Annotated in this window: 19 protein-coding genes and 1 pseudogene; 6 read left to right on the top strand and 14 right to left on the bottom strand. The window is 71.1% G+C overall.

What is annotated here, in order from left to right:
- Positions 1–53: 53 nt before the first annotated feature.
- From ACZ44S_RS03885 to ACZ44S_RS03865, 5 genes are read right to left on the bottom strand one after another with little or no spacing between them, the layout of a single operon-like run.
- Positions 54–1,982 carry a copper resistance CopC/CopD family protein gene (locus ACZ44S_RS03885; RefSeq protein WP_285512803.1) on the bottom strand — a complete coding sequence of 643 codons (1,929 nt, stop codon included), beginning with the start codon at positions 1,980–1,982 and terminating at the stop codon, positions 54–56.
- On the bottom strand, positions 1,979–2,137 hold the full coding sequence (locus tag ACZ44S_RS03880; protein WP_285512802.1) for a hypothetical protein: 159 nt from the start codon (positions 2,135–2,137) through the stop codon (positions 1,979–1,981). The genes ACZ44S_RS03885 and ACZ44S_RS03880 overlap by 4 nt, the downstream gene beginning before the upstream one ends.
- Before the next feature lie 22 nt (positions 2,138–2,159).
- Entirely contained in the window at positions 2,160–3,620 is a 1,461-nt protein-coding gene (locus tag ACZ44S_RS03875) for a PHP domain-containing protein (protein WP_285512801.1), read from the bottom strand.
- Positions 3,613–5,133, bottom strand: coding sequence for a DNA polymerase Y family protein (locus ACZ44S_RS03870; RefSeq protein WP_285512800.1), 1,521 nt, complete (start codon positions 5,131–5,133; stop codon positions 3,613–3,615). Before ACZ44S_RS03870 ends, ACZ44S_RS03875 begins: the two co-directional genes overlap by 8 nt.
- A gap of 7 nt (positions 5,134–5,140) precedes the next feature.
- The gene (locus tag ACZ44S_RS03865) at positions 5,141–5,800 is read right to left on the bottom strand and encodes a hypothetical protein (protein WP_285512799.1); all 660 of its coding nucleotides are present in this window, start codon (positions 5,798–5,800) and stop codon (positions 5,141–5,143) included.
- Between the two features lie 246 nt (positions 5,801–6,046).
- Between ACZ44S_RS03865 and ACZ44S_RS03860 the strand changes: the two genes are divergently transcribed.
- The 3 genes from ACZ44S_RS03860 (at position 6,047) to ACZ44S_RS03850 (ending at position 7,868) form a co-directional block, all read left to right on the top strand.
- Entirely contained in the window at positions 6,047–6,778 is a 732-nt protein-coding gene (locus ACZ44S_RS03860; protein WP_285512798.1) for a hypothetical protein, read from the top strand.
- A 110-nt stretch (positions 6,779–6,888) separates the two neighbouring features.
- Positions 6,889–7,506 (top strand): ATP-dependent DNA ligase, encoded by a 618-nt coding sequence (locus tag ACZ44S_RS03855; RefSeq protein ID WP_285512797.1) that lies wholly within the window; start codon positions 6,889–6,891, stop codon positions 7,504–7,506.
- Positions 7,503–7,868, top strand: a complete 366-nt coding sequence (locus ACZ44S_RS03850; RefSeq protein ID WP_285512796.1) for a hypothetical protein — start codon at positions 7,503–7,505, stop codon at positions 7,866–7,868. The genes ACZ44S_RS03855 and ACZ44S_RS03850 overlap by 4 nt, the downstream gene beginning before the upstream one ends.
- A gap of 169 nt (positions 7,869–8,037) precedes the next feature.
- Here the strand turns inward: ACZ44S_RS03850 and ACZ44S_RS03845 are convergent, their stop codons facing one another.
- The gene (locus ACZ44S_RS03845) at positions 8,038–9,351 is read right to left on the bottom strand and encodes a hypothetical protein (RefSeq protein ID WP_285512795.1); all 1,314 of its coding nucleotides are present in this window, start codon (positions 9,349–9,351) and stop codon (positions 8,038–8,040) included.
- A 223-nt stretch (positions 9,352–9,574) separates the two neighbouring features.
- On the opposite strand from ACZ44S_RS03845, the gene ACZ44S_RS03840 reads away from it, so the two are divergent.
- The 3 genes from ACZ44S_RS03840 to ACZ44S_RS03830 all read left to right on the top strand — a co-directional run bounded on the left by ACZ44S_RS03840 (position 9,575) and on the right by ACZ44S_RS03830 (position 11,161).
- Complete coding sequence (locus ACZ44S_RS03840; protein WP_285512794.1) at positions 9,575–9,928, top strand: SPDY domain-containing protein; 354 nt, start codon at positions 9,575–9,577, stop codon at positions 9,926–9,928.
- Positions 9,929–10,036: 108 nt separating this feature from the next.
- A complete protein-coding gene (locus ACZ44S_RS03835; protein WP_285512793.1) occupies positions 10,037–10,327 on the top strand; it encodes a hypothetical protein in 291 nt (96 codons plus the stop codon).
- Positions 10,328–10,342: 15 nt separating this feature from the next.
- On the top strand, positions 10,343–11,161 hold the full coding sequence (locus tag ACZ44S_RS03830) for an SPDY domain-containing protein (protein WP_285512792.1): 819 nt from the start codon (positions 10,343–10,345) through the stop codon (positions 11,159–11,161).
- A 605-nt stretch (positions 11,162–11,766) separates the two neighbouring features.
- Here ACZ44S_RS03830 and ACZ44S_RS03825 read toward each other — a convergent pair.
- The 8 genes and pseudogenes from ACZ44S_RS03825 to ACZ44S_RS03790 form a co-directional block, all read right to left on the bottom strand.
- The gene (locus tag ACZ44S_RS03825) at positions 11,767–12,462 is read right to left on the bottom strand and encodes a hypothetical protein (RefSeq protein WP_285512791.1); all 696 of its coding nucleotides are present in this window, start codon (positions 12,460–12,462) and stop codon (positions 11,767–11,769) included.
- A 79-nt stretch (positions 12,463–12,541) separates the two neighbouring features.
- Positions 12,542–12,985: a hypothetical protein gene (locus tag ACZ44S_RS03820; protein ID WP_285512790.1), complete on the bottom strand. Its 444-nt coding sequence runs from the start codon at positions 12,983–12,985 to the stop codon at positions 12,542–12,544.
- 443 nt (positions 12,986–13,428) lie between these two features.
- On the bottom strand, positions 13,429–15,168 hold the full coding sequence (locus tag ACZ44S_RS03815; RefSeq protein ID WP_285512789.1) for a relaxase/mobilization nuclease domain-containing protein: 1,740 nt from the start codon (positions 15,166–15,168) through the stop codon (positions 13,429–13,431).
- The gene (locus ACZ44S_RS03810) at positions 15,165–15,782 is read right to left on the bottom strand and encodes a plasmid mobilization protein (protein WP_435834902.1); all 618 of its coding nucleotides are present in this window, start codon (positions 15,780–15,782) and stop codon (positions 15,165–15,167) included. The genes ACZ44S_RS03815 and ACZ44S_RS03810 overlap by 4 nt, the downstream gene beginning before the upstream one ends.
- Positions 15,779–16,015: a hypothetical protein gene (locus tag ACZ44S_RS03805; RefSeq protein ID WP_285512787.1), complete on the bottom strand. Its 237-nt coding sequence runs from the start codon at positions 16,013–16,015 to the stop codon at positions 15,779–15,781. Before ACZ44S_RS03805 ends, ACZ44S_RS03810 begins: the two co-directional genes overlap by 4 nt.
- Positions 16,016–16,102: 87 nt before the next feature.
- Positions 16,103–16,294, bottom strand: coding sequence for a hypothetical protein (locus tag ACZ44S_RS03800; RefSeq protein WP_285512786.1), 192 nt, complete (start codon positions 16,292–16,294; stop codon positions 16,103–16,105).
- Positions 16,291–17,937 (bottom strand): hypothetical protein, encoded by a 1,647-nt coding sequence (locus ACZ44S_RS03795; protein ID WP_466924172.1) that lies wholly within the window; start codon positions 17,935–17,937, stop codon positions 16,291–16,293. Before ACZ44S_RS03795 ends, ACZ44S_RS03800 begins: the two co-directional genes overlap by 4 nt.
- A gap of 254 nt (positions 17,938–18,191) precedes the next feature.
- Positions 18,192–18,806 (bottom strand): annotated as a pseudogene (locus tag ACZ44S_RS03790) (WhiB family transcriptional regulator); the annotation flags it as partial.
- Positions 18,807–18,935 lie beyond the last annotated feature (129 nt).

Raw genomic sequence — 18,935 nt, 5'->3', positions numbered from 1 at the left:
ATTTTAGGCAGTTCCAGTAGGCGAGCCGGCGGCTTCACCCGGAGGCTCAGTGGTCACGGCCCTTCCTCCTCCGCCTCCGGGTAGACGAAAGTTCGGGTGACGAGGTGGTTGGGTGCGGTCAGCGTCTCGTGGACGATCCGGCCGTTCTCGTCGACGGTGAGGGTGAGCTGGGTGTGCTCGGCGGGATAGGCGAGGGCGAGGCGGCGATGGCCGTTCTCGTCCGGCAGGCGGGTGATCACGGGAGCGGTGCCGCTGCCGTACGGCTCGGAGGCAAGGAACTCCCTGCCTGTGATCGGCAGCTTCGCAAGGTCGCCGAGTCCGCGGGCGGTGTTGCTCGTGACCAGCTCGTGAAGCGTGAAGGTGGGGACCTTTTTCATGGCGGCGACGGTCTCACGCAGCAGGGCCGTGTCCGGGCGGGGCGGCCAGGTGATGGCGAGGCCCGCGCGGCCGCCGGCCCATTCGGCGCCCGCGGAGGCGGTCAGCGTGAGGCGGCTGGTGCCCTCCCGCCAGCTGACGGGTGTGTAGAAGCAGCCGGTGCCGCAGCCGCGAAGGTTCAGAGCCCGGCGGGTGCCGCGCGGGTCGGCGAGGGTGGCTTTCAATTCGTACGACTGCTTTTCGCTGCCGCCGATCTGCGGCGCGGTCAAGTCGATGACGAGGCGACCGGTCGCGGCGCGGGCGCTGATGCCGATCTCCCCGGCGCGGGTGCCGGCGGGCACGACGGGGCCGTCCAGTGGTGGTGCGAAGGGCAGGGCTCGGTTGGCGTCGGCCGGGGCGGACAGCACGGTGAGCGTGGCCGAGACGGCGAGGACGACGGCGAGCACGCCGGTCTCGACGAGGGCCGGACGTTGTGGAGAGGCCTTCCCCACCCGACGTAGACGACGGCGGGCGGCGAGGGCCAGGCCCACTACGACGGCGACCAGGGCGATCTTGGCGAGCAGCACCTGCCCGTACGTCGTCGTGGCGAGGTCGTCGAGCGGGACGAGGAGGAGCGCGGAGATCAGCCCGGTGACGACGACCGCAGCGAACAGCCAGGCGGCGAGGCGGGCGTACGAGAGCAGCAGGGCGCGGCGGGGGGAACGTTCGCCCCGCCACACGGCCACCGTGCGCAGCACGTGCAGCAGCGTTCCGGCCCACAGGGCGGCGGCCGTGAGATGCACGAACGTCAGCAGCGGACCCCCGACGGCCTGCTCGGCCTGCGGGTGGGCACGCAGCGCCTCGGCGACCAGGACCGCGGCGAGCGGGATGACCGCCCAGACCCGGCGGCGCACCAGCACGGCCACGGAGGCGAGGGCGAAGCCAGTCACCTCGACCAGGGACAGGACGCCGGGCCGCGTGCCGGTGAGGGAGGAGAACGAGCCGTCCCCGAGCTGCAGGGCCGCCAGCGCGAGTGCGGCAGCGGTGCCGACGAGCGTGACGGGGAGGGCCCAGGAACGGGGCCGCCGGGCCGGGATGTCGGGGACTCGGACCGTGAGGCGTCGGCCTGCCGCCTCGCCGAGCATGACCGCGAGGGCGGCGAACAGCAGCCAGCGCAGGATCGTGGTGGGGGTGGCGTCCTTGGCGGCGGTGGTCTGGCCGGAGGTGAGGGCGATGGTGCGGGGGCCGACGGCGAAGCGGTAGCTGCCGGTCATGACGTCGCCGTCGCGGGCGGTGACCTGCCAGTCCACGGTGTGCACGCCCTCGGGCAGGGCGGAGCGGACGGGCACGGTGACCGCTTGGTTGCCCTGGCTGAGCGCGGCTTTGCCCAGGTGGGCCGAGGGCTCGACGTGTACAGAGCTTCCGTTCAGGCTGACTGGCTGGTCGAAGACCAGGACCAGCGACTTCGGCGAGTCGGCCACCGTGGCGTCCGCGGCGGGGCTGGTGAAGAGCAGGGTGGCGTGAGCGGACGCGGGGCCGGCGGTGCCCAGCAGCAAGGCCAGGACGAGCGAGAGGAACGAGCCGACCGCGACGAGGGAGCGCCGGACCGTTGGTGCTGAGGAGGTCACCTGTCGAGGATCTCCGGTCCCTTGGTGGGTGCTACAGGCGGGGTGGCTTGTTCGCGCAGCCGCCGCACCTCTTCGCGGGCGTGCCGCAGCTCTTCCTGGAGGTCGGGGTCGCCGGCGTCTGCCTGATGGCCGTGGCAAGAGCGGTTCTTGGCCATGGGCGGACGCAGCACCACCAGGTCAGGGCTGCGGCGAGCTCGCGGCGAGCGGGAGCCAGATGCCGGTCAGCGCACGCCCACCGCAGACTGGCTGGCAAAAATCGCAGTGGTGCTCCAACACGCTGAACTTGACAGGGAACCGCACACTCAGGCGAGGTTGGTAGGTGATGAGGTTCGCCACCTGGGCGCAGTGCGACCGGCCGTATTTGGCGTACAGGTACTGGATCACCTCCTCGCGTCGGTCGTTCTCGAAATCGATGTCGATGTCCGGGTCAGTCTTTTCGGCGTGCAGAAATCTCTCAAAGAGCAGGCCGTGCTTGAGGGCGTCGACGGAGGTGATGCCCAGCGCGTAGCAGACCACCGAGGAGGCGGCGCTGCCACGCCCCTGGCACCAGATCCCCCGCTCGGCCGCGTACCGCGTGATGTCCCAGCAGATCAGGAAGTAGCCGGGCATGCCCATGTCGTTGATCACGGACAGCTCGTAGTCGAGCTGCTTCCACGCCGGCCCGGCTGCCGGGTCGCTGCGCGGCCCGTAGCGGCGGGCGCATCCTTGCTCGGCGAGGTGGCGCAGATAGGTGTCGGGGGTGTGCCCGGGGGGCACCTCGAAGTCCGGCAGCTGCGGGCGCAGTTTGTTCAAGTCGATGACGCTGTTACGGGCGAGGTCGACAGTGGACGCGACGGCCTGCGGGTAGCGGGCCATCAGGATGCTCATCTCCTCGGCGGTGCGCAGATGCGCCGTCGGGGCCGGCGGCAGTTCGCCGATGGCCGTGTCGAGGTTCTCGCGGCGGTGCAGTGCGGTCAGCGCCGCCGCCAGCCGTGCAGAGCGCGGGGCCGCGTAGCGGACCGCGTTCGTGGCCACCACCGGCAGCCGCCATCGCTGCGCCGCCGCGTGCAGGGCGGCGTTGCGCGGGCCGTCTTCAGGCAGGCGGTGATCGACGAGTTCGACGTGCAGATGGGTGCGGCCGAAAAGGTCCACCAGCCGGTCCATCCGGGCGTGGACGGCGTCGCTGTCGTAGGCCGCCTCGCCGACGACGGGGCAGCCGGTGAGGATCGCCCACTCTCCCTCGTACGCGGCAGCCGAGAGCGCGTCGAGGTCGTAGACCGGCGCGTTCTTGGCGCCCGCCAGCTGCCCGGCGCTGATCGCCGCGGACAGGCGGGTGAAGCCCAGCAGGCTGCGGGCGATCACCACGATCGACCCGAGGCCCTGGTCCAGGGTGAGTTCGGCGCCGTAGATGCTGCCGATGCCGTAAGCGCTCGCGGCCTCCGCCAGACGTCTCGCGCCGTACAGCCCGTTGGTGTCGGTGATCGCCAGGGCCTCGACGCCGAGGCGGACGGCCTCGGCGACCAACGCGTCCACGTGGTTGGCGCCGAAGAGGAACGAACTGGCGGAGTGCACGTGCAACTCTGCCCAGCCGCCGCCCACGGGCGCCGGCGCGGCACGCGTCCCGGGGAAGTCCAGCACCCTCCCGCGAGGGTCAGCCATAGAGGGCCTCCACCGCCCAGCGGCCGTCCTGGATGTGCAGCAGCCAGGCTCGGCCGTCCGCGCAGGCGACCTGAAGACGCGCCAGGCGGCGGGCCTGCGCGGGGATCCACCAGTCCTCCAGCACCGGCCACGGTCCGGTCCACCCGGTCACCGCCATCGGCGCGCCGCCCTCGATGGACAGCGTGGCCGGGGCCTGGGTGAGCAGGGTGCGTCCACTCACCCCGACCGTGCCGCCATCGGCCCCGACCAGCTGAGCGGGGCGCGGGGTGGGGTAGACGACCGCCGGATGCGGGGCTGGCAGCCGGCCCGGCCACGTCCCCTCGACCAACGGGCGCGCACGCGCATCGCCGTACGGGATGTGCACGATCCGCTCGTCCGGCCCGCGGCCTCCGGCGAGTTCTGGGCGCACCACCGCGCGATGGCCGAGCATCGCCTGCAGCTGTCCTGCGGCGTGCTCCAGTTCCTCTGGCGCGATCCGCGGCCCGAACAGCAACGACTGCCTGCCGGTGGCCGCCGACAGCCCCTCCGGGACCAGGCGCAGTGCGGTGATCCCCGCCGCGGAGGCGTCGAGCTGTCCGGTCTCGGCCCAGGCGGCGATCTGCCAGCGCACGCGCTCGGCCACCGCCAGCGCAGAAAGGCGCCCCTCGTGCCGCCACACCCTCGACAGCCGCCGCCCGTCCATCAGTTCCGCTTCGACCTGCAGCCTGGCGCACACCGCGCCGGCCCCCGCGAGGCGGACATGGAGCTGTTCGGCGAGGGCTTTGGCGATGAACGCGACCGGCTCAAGGTTGTCCTCGGGCGGCTCAAATGCCTCGGACACGCTGTAGTCCACGTCCGCCCCCGACGTGTTGAGCGGCCGGGCCTCCAGGCCCCGGGCGGTGCGTTGTGCCGCGGCGGCATCATGGCCGAACCGGCCCAGCACCCGATCACTCGGCAGCGCCGCGAACGCCCCCAAGGTGGAGATGCCCAAGCGGGGCAACAGCTGAGAAAGCCGCGGACGGCCCAACACCCCCACCGGATACGGAGCCAGAAAGTCGGCCGTCTGCCCAGCCGGCACCAGCTGGCCACCCTGCCCGGCGCGTACCGCCAGAGCGGCGGCGAACACGGTGTCCGCCGCTCCAGTACGCGATTCGATCGCGGCGTCGTGGAGCACGGTGGAGATGTGCTCCACGAGGGCCGGCTCGCCGCCGAAGTACCGGGCGGGTCCGCGCGAGGGCAGAGCGATCAGGCCGGGGCGCAGGACCTCCATGTGCGGAGCGATCCGTTTCTCCAGCAGGCGCAGCACCGGCTCGAACGCACGCGTCTCCGCTTCGGGGTCCCGATCGAGCAGCCTGAGCTGGGGGCAGCGCCCGGATGCCTGGCGTACCCGCATCCCGCGCTTCACTCCCTGTCGCCGGGCCTCCTTCGAACAGGCCAGCACCCGCTCCCGCGCGATGATCGCCACGGGCTCGGCCTGATCCGCACCGGCGGCCACCACCGGCCAGTCCATCGCCCAGATCACTAGTGCACGCACGGCCGGCTCACCCCGCGGTGACGGGCCGCAGCGGCACCACATTCGCGCCGGCGATGGCAGCGGGTTCGGCGATGAGCTCCACCGAGCCGTCCGGCCCGGGCAGCCACACCTCGGCATGGCGCGGCTGCGTCGCCGCGCCCCGACCGGCCACCACCAGACGGATACGGCGGCCGGCGAGCAGACCAAAGCCGTCCCCGAGCCCGTCCCAGCGGGCCTCGGCCACCCGCAGCCGCAGCTGTGCCTCCGGCCAGTCCTGCCAGGTCAGCAACGTCGTACCGGAACGCCGCACGCGTGCCACAATGCGGCGGCTGGTGCGCAGGGCCACCTGTCCGACGGGGCCGAGCAAGACCACCGGCGCCGCCTCGCACACCGTCGCCAGCACCTCGGGCCACCGCCGTCCCGGCTCGGGCACGGCCAGCCCGCACGCCAGATCCAGACCGGCATCCGCCGCAGCCAGTCCGCCGAGCTGCGGCAAACCGACGGCTGCCCAGGCCCCGCCGTCGGCGGCGGCCTCCGCGGCCAACGCGATCAGCAGGGGCAGGTCGCCCCCGGCGCTCACCACCGCGCCGTGGGGCAGCTGCCCGCCCGGGAGCAGGCTGGAGAGTGTGCCGGACTGGACTCCGGTCGTCTCCGGAGTCCCTCGCTCACCAGGCGAAACGACGTGCATGAACACATGTTCGATTCCTTGTGCGAGAAATGCAAGCCGCCGAGGGTCATGTCACTCCCACGAGCCTTCGCAACCGACTGCGGTTGACTGCTCCGGCCGGAGCTGTGGCGGTCTGGACGACCACGACGGGCGCCGGTCTGTCTGCTTTGCCCTGCCCGAAGTCGCCCGGCACCTCTCGCTGACACGCGGCAGGCCCGCGGAGCAGGCGAAAGGCAGTCGAACGCGCGTGCCCGCTACGCTGCCGCGGTGATCGAGTCCCCGTCGCTGCCCGGCGACCCCGCCGAGCTGCACCTGCGCATCTCCTACGACGACGAACTCTGGGACACCCCGCAGTCCGACACACTGGAGTGCTGGAACGTCGCCGTCCTGCACCGCCGGCGTACGCATGACGGCGGGCAGAGCCCGCAGGAGGGCAGCGGCTGCGCCACCGCAGGATGCCCGTCGTGCACGACAGAGGACGTCGTCGTCGGGTCGATGACCTTCTACCGGGTGCATCTCGACCGCGGCCGGAATGCCTACTGGGCCATGGGGGAGGAGTCCGAGGAGCTGTACGAGATCGCCCAGGTCCTCCTCGACCCGCAGACGGGATCCTTCACCCGCGAGGTCGGCGAGCTGCTGGCGTACGTCGGTTCCGCACTGCTCGTCATGGATCGCGTGACGCTGGATCCGCAGTGGCGCGGGCACGGCCTGGCGGCCGTACTCGGTTGCGAGGCGATCCACCGGCTCATGCCCGGCTGCCGGGCCATCGCCTGCTCACCCGGTATCACCGACCTCAGCAGTCAGCGTCTGACGGACAGATCGGAGTGGGACCGCGTGAACGCCAAGATCACTCAAGGGTGGGAGCGCATCGGGTTCCGCCTGTACCGCGACAACGTCTATCTCCTGTCGCCGGCCTCGCAGGACCTGGAGGAGCAGCGCGGCGTACTTCGTGGACAGCTCGCGGAACTTGGCGCGTCCTGGCGGACCACGATCTCCTGATGGACTCCGCTGCCGACGTACAGACCGCGCACCCGGACAAGGCCCTGCCGCCATCCGCTGACCGGGCGACACCGCCCCCGTCGCCTGCTAACGGTGGAACACCTTCGACCATGTCCTCGACCTGGTCCCTGCCGGAGCCGATGCTCGCCACCCCCACACCCGACCCCGTGCTCCACCCGGACCACGCGGCCGAGCCGAAATGGGACGGCTACCGGGCGCTGCTGGGACGGTGGCCCGGCGACCGGGTCCTGATCCGTTCCCGCCGAGGCGGGAACCTGACGGCGGCCTTTCCCGAGATCGTCGCCGCGGCCTCGCAGCTGCCCGACGACACGGCGCTCGACGGGGAACTGGTGGTGTGGGAGGGCGACCGGCTGTCCTTCGAGCGTCTTCAGCAGCGTGCGCACCGCAGGGCAGCGACCGCTGTCCGTGCCGTCGAGCAGTGGCCGGCCCACTTTGTCGCCTTCGACCTGCTGCGGGCGGGCGCCGACCTGACCGCGCAGCCCTACCGGGCTCGCCGTGCGGCACTAGAACAGCTCTTCGCCGACCACCGCCTACAGGCTCCCTGGACCCTGTGTCCCTCCACCACCGACCCCAAGCAGGCCACCGACTGGCTGGAGTGGTCGACGGTCGGATTGGAGGGGCTCGTCTTCAAGCGCTGGACCAGCGGTACCTGCCCGGGTTCAGGGCGTGGCGCAAATACCGGTCCCGGCATACGACCGAGGCCGTGATCGGCGCGGTCACCGGCGCCCTGGCTGCACCCACCACGGCCCTGCTCGGCCGCCTCGACACCGACGGTCGGCTCCAGTACACCGGACGCACCACCGTCCTGAACCTGGCCGTCCGCCAAGCCCTGGCCGCCGAACTCCAGCCGGGCGGACCCGCGCACCCTTGGACGGGGTGGACCTTCAGCGCGAGCTGGGGGTCGCGGGAGCAGCTCGCCGTACGGCTGGTCGAGCCGGTTGTCGTCGCGGAGGTCGCGGTCGACGTGTCCCTGGACGCGGCTGGCCGCTGGCGCCACCCCGTGCGGCTGGAGCGTGTCAGGAGCGATCTGACTCCCGGTGATGTGCCGCTGTTCGGGCAAGAACTCTGACCTCGGACAGTTCCCTGCCGGACGCTTCGTCGCCGGCCGCCCGATCCTTCCTGACGCCGGGCGGTGGGCCGCCGATCTGCTTGACTCCCGTCGTCAGGGTGATTTCACGGCCATGCTGATGGCGACTGGCGTTGTTGGCCTATCCACCCGTCTCCTCGCGTTGTACTGCTCACGGTCGGTCGGGCCAGAAGGTAGAGAAGGGCAGCCGGACGGAGGGCAGTTGTACCGCCTGGATTGGTCCGAGAGTGGCTGCAGCAGCGCGAAGGGCTTGGTCGTAGGAGCCGGAGCCAAGGACTTCAGCAGAACAGGCAGGACAGTTACCGGGGCGGCGGGCATGACCGGCGCTGCGATCTCCGGCGCCTCGGACGTGCGCGAAGGCGTCGTCGGGAAAGTCGGCTCGCACGGTATGCCAGACTCCGAGGCGCTCGTCGTCGGGTAGCCCAGCCGCTACGGCCGGGCGCATCGGCGGCAGCAGGCGTCCGTGGTCCTGGACGAGAAACACCCGGTCGGTGAAGTCGACGCTGTCCCCCTCGGGACGCTCCTGCTCCAGCCACGCCTGGGCCTCCTGGCGGGTGCCCGGCCCCCACAGATAATCCGTTGGGAACCGGGTGGTCTCGTAGCGGGTGTCGAACTCTGCCCAGTGAGCATCGTCCCAGCGACTGCCCGGTACGAAGGGGATGGCGCGTACCACGACGTGCTGGTACTCGTCGTCCTCTTGACCTTCCATGGGGCCAGGGACGGTGAGAGCGTGGGCGGGCTCCATCCGAGCCCGTCCGGAACCGTTCCAGCTCAGCACGGCGATCTCCCGGCGCAGAGGGGCTGGGTACAGGCGCCCACCGGGAGTGGCGTGCCCCCACAGCTGGTTGATCAGTTCCGCCAGATCCCGGACGCTTCGGGCCGCCTCGACGGGGGTGTCGATGTGGTGGCCGGAGGGATGGGCAACGTAGTTACGCAGCTTGGCCAGCGCCTCTTCGACCACGCGGCTGCGCCGCCCGTGGAGCAGGCCCGCCGTACGCGCCCACAGGCGGAGCCCGTGCAGCATCCCGTTGAACTCGATGGCCTGGTTGGCGACGACCAGCTTCGCGCGTTGTCGCGTCATTCTGTCTGCGCGCTTCTTGACGTCGTCGTACGACGTGACGGTGTAGGAGACGTCCGGGGCTTGGGGGACGCGGAAGGTGATGGTGCCGGCGCACCACTCCAAGAAGCGGTCTCGCAACGCCTGCTCGTAGATGAGGAGCGCCTGGTCGCCGACGATGGTGTACACGTCGTAGCACAGCACGCCGTAGGCGAAGACGGTGCGCAGCCGCTCGAAGGAGTCGCGTGTTCCAGCCGCGACACCCGCCGTCAGGTCGCAGTCGGCGATCTGACGCTGCTGGAACTCCGCAGCGTCCTCGGGCTTCATACGGCCGCCGAGCCCGTAGGGATTGAACGCCAGCGACAGATCATCCGCAGCGCGCAACTCCTCAAGCGACCGGATCTCCATGTACTTCTCCTCACAAGGGGAAACGGGCCAGCATGCACCTAGAGGCCCCCGGTCGGCCACCCCTTTCCTTGGGGTGGCTTGGTGAGTTCGACGCGAAAAGACTCGGAACAACAGTTCGCCGGGGGCAGACAGGAAAGATCGCGGAAAGACTGGCCAACGTGCGTGAGGGCATGTCAACGTAGACGACCTTGCAAGAAACCCCAGGTCAGAGAGGTGATTGCCCGTGACCGTAGAGCCCGTGGGCCGCGGTTTCTCCACCACCGTCGAAGCCCTGCGGCTGCGCGAGTGGCAGCTCGGTCCCGGTCAGCCCACGCTGGTCATGGACCAGTTCTCTGCAGAGGACTTCCACCTGATCGTGGATGACCGCGCGGACGTGCACGTCAGCTCCAAGGACGGCCGGTTCTACCTCGGCTGGTTCCCGCTCGGCCGCCCCGGCACGGACGGCGAGGGATGGAAGATCGCCGTCACCGGCACGGCCAAGGTGCGCGGCTACCAGCTGTCGTTCGACACCGAGACGCCGGCCGACATCGTCGCCGCCGCCGTGGCGCGGGTGCTGGAGACTTCACGTCTCCTATGACGGCGCGGAAACCGACAGATAGCCGGAGCCCTGCGAGCGGTCGGCCGTCTGCAGGCCGCCGACCCGTTTCCACTGCTCCCCGTTTCCTCGTACCTCAGGAGGCTTTTAGTGACGTCCCCGGAGATGACCGTCGGTGACCTCATCGACATGCTGTCCGGCTGCGACCGGAGTGCTCCGGTCCGCCAGGCCATGAACCCCTTCTTTCCGATGGCACACCGCTTGGCGCAGGTCGTGCAGTCGGTGGACGAGACCGGCAAGACCGTCGTCTACCTCGCCGAAGGGCGTGACGAGAACGCACAGCTCGGCCACCTGCCACCCGAGGTCGCCATCGAGCTGACGTGGCAGGGCCCCGTCCAGGCACCCCCGCGCCGCCCCCGCCGCCGTGCCGGCGGCAACTAGACCCGCACCGAGCCCTTGGAGGCGCCCCTGTACCCCGACTTCCCGCTTGACCCGACCACCCCGCGCGGCGGCCAGCCCGCGTTTTGGGTCGGCCCCCGGCACCTGGCCGGTGATGATGGGCGCCTCTACGACGCCGTCGCCGACACGCTCGCCGGCCTGGGCTGGTCGAGCCTGACGATCGTCCGCGGACGGCACGAGCCGGACGAGGCGCCGGAGGACCGCCAGGTCTTGCGCAGCACCGTCCTGCACGTCAGCCCCGACGCTCTGCGCTGGGCCCAGTGGGGCCTGGCGGACGAACCTTTCCACCTGGGAGAGCTTCCGGTCGCCTGGCAGATCTCCGCACGCGCCGAGGCGAGCAGTCCGCTCGCGCAATGGTCCGCCTACTTCACCCGCGACGTCCCCGGCGAGGCGGTGGCCGACTTCCTCGTCGCGCTCGACGCCCGCGATCAGCCTGTCGTGCCGCTTGCCGGACCCGAGCTGGTCCTCGACGCTGTCGCCGCACACGGATGGTTCCGCGACATCGATCAGCCCCGGGCGGCAGCGACGGACCCGACGTTCACCTCGCACATCAGCCTCGGCGAGGTACCGCCCCTCATCCAGGACGCCGACCCCCGGGTCCTGGCCGCCGAGCCTGACGCGGAGGGACCGGCCGGATGGCAGGCGTGGGCCGAGCCTGTACTCGGCGCACCGTGCCTGTGGGCGGCCTCCTTCGCCGCCAGCGTCCCGCACGACCTCGTGGCAGCCTTCGCCGCGTCCCTCAGTTCGACCGCACCGGTCTTGCGCAGGGTGCTGCCCGAGGCCACCCAGGAGCGACTGCTGCGGGCGCCGGCCTAGCGATCGAAGGCGCCCTTCGACCCAACAGAAGAAGCCCGGTCCTCCATGGAGGACCGGGCTTCTGGCATTCCCTCCGTGACTCGGGCGATTCATCGAATCGGAGGCGGGTGGTGACCCTGGGGACAGGCGCAAGCTGTCGTGCCTGCCCGGCTCCACGGCGGCAAAGTGGGGGGCGAGTGGTTGTAGCGGTGCAGGTTCCGCACGTCGTATTTCCAGAGCCTCGAATGGGGCAAGGTGGCCACGTTTTGGCGTATCGGTGCCGCTCAACATGTGGTATTCGACGGCTCGTTGAAGTGGGGCAAGATGGCCAAGGTATGGCGTAGCGGTGCCACATTCTCGTGCGGCTGAATGGCTATATGCCTCGATCCGAAGATAACCAGCAGCCAGTCCTTGAAGTCCGTTGCGGTGGCGTGCACGTCGTCGTTCAACGCATCTCGCCCTGGCTGGTGGCGGCCGGCGTCACAGCCTTCGTCACGACGACGGGGAGCGGGCTCGCAGCCTGGATCACGTCCCGTTGAGAACCTGCCGAACCGTGTAGTGGGCGAGCCACACAGCGCTGCTGCCCCCGACCGTCCGGTCGGGGGCAGCAGTGCGTCGAAGGCCGGTTAGCTGACTGCTGTGGCCTTGGCGAGGGCTTTGTCGAGGTGGCGGTCGACGAGGGCCGGGGAGCCGGAGACGATCAGCAGCAGGCTGCCGTCGCGGATCGCGGTTTGCTTGACCACGGTGCTCCGTCCTCCGGCGGAGAACGTCAGGAGCTGGCTCCACTGCTCGTCACCGAGGCCGTGGGGCGCAGGCAGCTTCTGCGAGGCCATGTCGATCGGGGTGCCTCCCGTGACGACCCGATAGGTCGGGCAGCCGGTCATAGCGTCGAAGATCCGGCCGATGCCGTCGGACAGCTTCTTCGCGCTGTCGCTGTACAGCTCCTCGGAGATCTCCGAGGAGCTGCCGCCGTAGGTGAAGGCTGCCTTCGCCCTGTGGGGGAAGGTGAGCGTGCCGCCGGTCGCGGCGTCGCCGCCCAGCTCGCTCAGGGCAGGGCAGCCGATGACGGTGACGTCATCGTGCTGGGCGGGACGCTCCGGCTTGCGCAAGTAGCCGCTGCCGAGGTCGCTCTGGTCGAGTAGGCGTGACTCCAGCGCGGCCGACCCGAGCGCGGTCGGCTTCTGGACCGCGTCGGCGGGTTTCCCGGTCCGGGCGGAGGAGGTGGTCTGGTGCTTGTCCCCGGTGGTTTCGGTCGAGCACCCGGGCAGGGCGAGGAGGACGGCGGTGATGCCGAGGGCGGTGGTGGCGACGCGAACGCGCATGGCGGAACTGACCCCTTGGTGCTAGGCGACGGGTGGTCAGTGCGGGCCCGCGGGCCCGGTGGGGTCGTAGGAGTGGTGGTCAGTGCCCGAGGTGGCGCAGGCAGTCCTCGAACGTGGCGTGCGTCGCGTCCGCCGGTCCGCTGTTGCGGTTGTACCAGGCCGTGTCGAGGCGGGTCTCCTGCTGCTGGTGGCCGGCCCGGCACCGCAGCCAGATTTGGTCGCGGGTGGAGAGGATGAGCCAGTCCCGGTACGCGCCGCACTCTGCGCAGGCGGCCATCTCGCCGTCGAGGACGAGGGGCTGCTTCCACGGCATCATCTTGCCGTCGAGCTGGTCGTGGCTCGGCACGCGCAGCTCCGGCGGCAGGAAGTCGTCCACCACGCCGGTCGGCTCGGCGGGCTCCGGTTCGGCTGCCGGCACTCCAAAGCCCGGCGGGACTTGGCCCTGCAGCCGGGCCGCCAGCTCGGCGAATTGCCTCTGAGCTTCGCTCGGTCCCTTCGCCCGGCGGCGTATCCGGTGAAACACCCTGGCGTCCTCCTCTACCTCGTCACCTCGTCCTGCTCGTTTCATGATCGTGCCTTACGCCCCCGGTCGTTTCAATTCACAAAGTCCACAGTCGCCTTCGGCCTGGTCACCAGGGTTGTTCCTGCTTCTCGGTTGCAGGATGACGTGTTGGACATGGAGCCCGTCTCCGTGCGGCGGGGTGACGTTGCCGGGGTGTGCCCGAACGACACGTCGTCTCTTGTGACCGCTCAACTTCGCGACGGCTACTGGCTCGACACGCCGCACCGGTGCCATGCCCTTCCGTCCTGCGTGTGCACCAGCGCCAACGCCCCGCATCGCGGACCTGGGCGCCGCCGAGGTCCGGTGTGGCGTACGGCGATGCTGTGGGTTGCGAGCGGAGCGGTGGCGCTGTCCCTTCTTTTTTCTCTGCGATGCGCTGAGACCGCGTGCCGACGCCGGCGGGCTCACCGAGTCTTACGCGATATCTCCTCCCCGCTGCGTCGCCTGCTGGGTGCGGAGGGCCTGGACGTCGTCCTGCGCGTTGCGGACCGGCCCCCTGCGGTGCTGGTCTCGGGCAGGCCGGAAGCGTCGGCGGGCAGGTCGGCCGTGCGCCGCATCCGCCACACGAGCACGTCGCTGACAGAGTCCGCGGTGTCGAGTTCGCGGCGTTGTGCGGCGTCGGACAGAAGGGCGGCCGGGTCGTGGCCGGCGGCTTCGGCTTCCGCGATGGTCGCGGCCAGGGCGTACCAGCCGGGCTCGGCCAGGATCTGCTCGGCCAGCTCCGGCAGCGCCTCGCGCAGCAGCACAGTCTGCCGCTGGAGCATCGGCCGGCTCAGACGCCGTCCTCGCTGGTAGAGCACGCCGAGGGGCTCGGCGGAGGCGGCCTGGTAGGCGGAGCGCAGGTGCTCGGCGGCCCGGGCGGCGGCTTCGGCCTGCTGGGCGTGGCCCTTCCTCGCGTGCCAGTGCGCGGCGGCGGTGATGAGGAAGAACAGCATGTCGATCGCCATCGCGGTGGTGGCGCCGTCCTCACCGCGGCCGAGGGCGGTGCCGCCTTGGACCAGTTCGCGGGCGGCCTGCCGCAGTGCACGGTCATGTCCGCGTACGGCGCGTACGTGGGAGCGGGAGGCCCGCTCGAACGCTGTTGCGGCGTCTCGCAGTTCGCGGCGGGTGTGTGCGGCGGAGGTCTTCGCGAGCGCATCCAGGACCTCGCCGGCGGCGGCGATGTGGGCGGCGGCGACCGCGTCGTCGCCGTGCTCGACGATGAGCACGGCCTGCCACGCGGCCGATGCCGTCCTGCGGCGGGCGGAGGCCGGGGTGCCGGGCCCCGTACGGACCGTGTCCTCCCGCCGTGGCGTCGGATCGGTCCCGGTGTCGCCAGCCCAGCGCTCCCGGATGCGGGGCAGCGACAGGTCGGGGGCCAGGCGCGCGCCGGGGTAGAACACCGGCTCGCCGTCCTTGTTCAGGTCGGCGGGCAGAGCGACCTTGTATCCGAGGAGGTCTCCGGAGGGCGCGGCGCGCTTACGGATCAGGAGTCCGGCGGCGGCGAGCCGGTCGAAGAACTCCTCGTCACTCCTCGCACCGGACACCGCGCGCCGTACCGTCTCGCGCAGCTCCTCGCGGGCGGTGCGCTCGCGACCCTGGCGTTCGGCCTTGTGCCGTTCGGCACTGGTGGGCCGCTGTGCGGCGGTGCCGTCGCCGGGGGCGATCTGCCGGAGCCCGAGTTCCTTCTCGATGAGACGGGCTTCAGCCTGCGCCCGTTTGCCGGATCGGTGGTGGTCGGGGCGTCGGCCGTCTTCGCGCACGAGGGTGGCAACGATGTGGATGTGGTCGCCAGCGTGCCGCACGGCGGCCCAGCGGCAGCCCGCGCCGTCGCGCGGGTCGATCCCCGTAGCGGCGACGATGCGACGCGCAATGTCCGCCCACTGGTCGTCGGTCAGGATCGGGTCGTCAGGCGCAGCACGCACCGAGCAGTGCCACACGTGCTTGTCGGGGCGTTGATCCGCGGCAAGGAGATGGAGGGGCTGGTCGAGCAGCTGCCCGAGATCCTTCTTGGTAGCTGTCGCATCGCGTCCGGGGTCAGGTGACATGCCGTCGAAGGAGGCGACGAGATGTGGATCGACGTGTTCCTCGTGGGTTCCCTTGCCGTAGAGGTAGTACAGCAGGCCCAGGGTGTGGCTGCCCTGCTTGTGGATCTGTGGAATCAAGGCGCCTCGTCTGCCTGCCGGTTGGCTACCTTCTCGGCCGCAATCCTCACCGCGTCGGCCGCTCGGTGGACGTCGGCCACCACCTGGGTCAGCTGGGGAACGTCACCGCCGGAGTTGAGGATCTTGGCGGCTTGATTGAGGTTGCTGCCGGCCCAGCCGAGCTGCCGCCTCATCGCGAACAGTTCGGTGAGCACATCGCGTTCGGTGGCGATGGCAGCGGCGGTACGGGACTGGTCGCGGGCCATGGCCAGCCCGGCGTAGGCGAGGAAGCCCGCCACGCTCATACCGGCGGCTTCTGCTCCGGCCTGGATGAGAGAGAGTTCGGACGGGTTGAGGCGGACACTGTGCGCGCGACGCTGCTTCTTGTCGCGCGGACGCGCTCGCCCCTTCGGCCGCCCTTTGGGGGCGGCTTTTGGCTGCGATCCGCTCTCGGTCGCAGCCTTCCCGACTGGCGCCCCCTGGTGCCAGTCGGGCCCCGCCACCCCAGGGGCGGGGACGGGTTCGGACGCTGCCCCCTCGGGGGAGTGTCCGAACCTCCATCTTGCTCGCCCCGAGATCGAGTTGGGGTCGCGGGCAGGTTCCGGGGTGGTGCCGTTCTGGGTGGAGTTCGTCATCGGATTTCGGGCCTCACGGTGCGGGTGTGGTGCTGGATGGTCGCCGCCAGCGCGACGACGTCGGTCGCCCCTCCGAGGACGCGGACGGGTCCGTCGGGCCTGTCCTGGATGAGCCAGTGGCCGGTCGGCACGAGGACGGCGGCGTGCAGGAGCCGCCGGCGGACCAGGACGTCCGCCCAGGCGCTGGCCTCGGCGGCGGTGGGCTCGGAAGAGCGATGGGGACGCGGAACCACTGCGTGTCTCCTGGAGCGGGGCGGCGGCCCGGCACAGAACCAGGCCACCTGTTGCGGATAGGGGTGTTGAGCTGGGGCTTTGCTGGTTCAGCCGCACTCGGAGCAGCGCCCGACGTGACTGTTGAGCGCGCGGGCCATCCGCTGCTTCGTCGAGGCAGCCTGCGTTGCGCTGGACTTCGCCGAGGGCCTGCCCTCGTGCCGCTTGGAGTGGGCGAGCATGAAGCCGATCTCACGCTCGTACTCCGCACGAACGGTGTCGAACTGGTGGCAGGTCTTCATCGGACGGTGCTCCGTGTCTTGGTGGTGTCGTCGCGCCGCAGCTCCTGGAGGACGAGGCTCAGCCGGTCGTTCCGGCCGCCCTTCAGGCCCTCGCGGCGGAGGATCTCCCGCAGTTGGACCCGGGTGACGGACTCGTTGCCATCCCGTTCGAGCAGGGCGGGGACGTGGGGGCGGACCTGCTGGACGAGCTGTTCCACCGACTGCTCCAGCTCGCGAGGCGGGCGCTGTGTCTGCGGAGTGCCGGACCGGCCGCGCTTCCCCTTGCTCTTCGTCCTGGTCTTCGTGGTCGTCTTCCGCCGGAGGGGGACCTTGTGTCCCCGGTCCCCGGTGGGTTCGGTCCCCGTGTCGGTGTCGGTCGGTCCCCGGTCCCCGGTGGGTTCGGTCCCCGTGTCGGTGTCGGTCGGTCCCCGGTCCCCGGTGGGTTCGGTCCCCGACTCAGCGGCGGTCGGTCCTCGACGCGAATCATGGCCCTGAACAGGCACTTCTCGCGTAAGGGGCTCGGTCTCCACGCCTCGGGTGTCCCCCTCCGCGGCTTCCGGAGTGGCGGGGCCGGTCCCCGGGACCGGGCCTGCTTCTAGAGCCTCGGTCCCCACCCCGGTCCCCGAGTTCTCGCCTTCGGTCCCCGCGTCTGCCGACACCTTCGAGTCCGCGATCTCGGGGACCGGTCCCCTCGGATCGCTCGGTCCCCGGTCCCCGTCCGACTCGTCGGGACCGTGGGGACCGGGGACGGGGACCGGCGCTTTCGAGGCCGACTGCGAGGGGACCGTGGCTGGCGTTGCGGTGCCCTGCGCCGGGGACCAGGGCGATGGCAGCGGGACCGTGGCGAGCGCGAGGGCGTGCCGGCGTGCGGCGAGTTGGTCGAGCAGCTGCGCGCGCTGGAGGGGGTCGGTGCCGACCGAGGCCCTGCCGACCGCCTTCGACAGGCGCCGCGTGAGCCGCCGACCGCGCCAGCTCCGCTGCTGCTCGGGTGTGCGCTCGGCGAGGCGGGCGGCGAGGGCGACCGCACGGGTGGTCGCCCGGTCTCGGGTGATCTGCGCGGCGTCGCGGTCTCGCGCGGCGATGCCGAGGCGGGACAGGAGCCGCTCGCGTGCCTCCCGCCCCAGGACGGCGATCAGCCCGTGGGAGGCGGCACCTGGGGTGCGCAGGCGCAGCTCGATCCCCATCGCGAGGTGCCACAGCATCGCCGCCATGACCGGCCCGACGAACGCCCTGACCGTGCCGCCGACGGGACCGCTCTCGGCGTAGGCGGGGATCACCTGCACACCGGTGATCACCCAGACCAGCGTGCCCGGCAGACCAGGAGCACCCTGGGTGGCCAGGTTCTGGCGCGCCATCAGCGCGGTTGCGAAGAGCGCCAGCTCGGCCGCGGCAAACATGCCTACCCGCTCGGCGGTGCCGGCCATGTCGAGGTAGTCGGCGGCGAAGCGCCAGCTCGTGTCCGCGCTGTAGGCGGTACAGCCGAGGCCAGCAACGGCAGCAACCTTGACCGCCGGACCGCCGAGACGTTTCTGCGGGTGCGTACCCCGGCGCCGGATCGCCCAGACGGTCAGGACCAGGGCGAACACGGCGGCAGCGGTGCCGATGCCGACGAGCAAGGACGGATGCGGGGTGGTACCGAAGGACACCGGGATGAGGTGTGTCATGCGGCCTTTCCAACAGGGGCGTGCGCCAAGGGCTCTTCCGGGAAGGCGAGTTGGGCCCAGCTTTCGGGGCGGGTGACTCCAGGCGCTGCTGCGCGACCTTCGATGGGCTTGACCGGGGGTGAGGAGTGGCACCGTTTTTGCGGTGGCTGGGCTGGCAGGGAGGTGGGGCTGGAACTCGCGGGGACCGGCCTGCGCACACCCGGGGCGGGGCCGGAGTCCGCCGGCGGAGTAGGACCGCTGGCCGTTTCGGGAGCAGCTGAGGCGGGCGTCGCTGGTCGGGCTACCGGCTGCTGTGTGCGGAGTGCGGCGGTCGCGGGTCGGCTTGTTGCCGGGGTGGTCTTCTTCCGCTTCTTCTTGGGCCGCGGCACGCCGTAGGTGCGGTCGCGGTCGAACACCTTGTCGGCCGCCTGGCGGAGCAGGTCACGGGCGTGCTTGCGGCTGATCTGCAGGGCGGCGGCGAGCCGGGCGGGCCGCCAGCCGCGCACATAGGCGTGATCGATGACGACCTGCCGCTCGGCCTCGGTCAGGTGCACGTCGCGTCCCTGGAAGAAGGCCGTCACCCGCCGGTAGTCGAGGCGCTGGGGCAGTCCGTCGTGCAAGGGACGCCGCTCGGCTTCGGTGAGACCACCCCAGATGCCCTCCTTGAGGACGTTCTCCAGGGCGAAGTCGAGGCACTCGCGACGTACCGGGCACCAGCCGCACAGCTCCTTCGCTTCGGCGATGGCTTCGTGGTCCCGGGGGAGAGGGAAGAAGACGGCGTCGGCGTCCTCGACGTCCATGCCGTGGCAGGCTCCGCGGGTGTGCCAGCTGGTGTCTCCGATGCCGCGCAGGCCGGTGGCCGGCGCGTCGTGGGTGGTGATGTGGCGCAAGGGACTCTCCGAGGTGCTGCCGCGTCCGCCTCCTGGGGGTGGTGCTGGGCGGATGCGGCGTCGGGCGGCGGCTGCGGCGCGAGAGCTTGCGCCGCGCAGCCGGGGCGGGACGGTGGTTTTGGGGTGGCG

It is taken from the genome of Streptomyces malachitofuscus, assembly GCF_055571035.1.
This window is presented reverse-complemented; position numbering and strand designations above follow the sequence as displayed.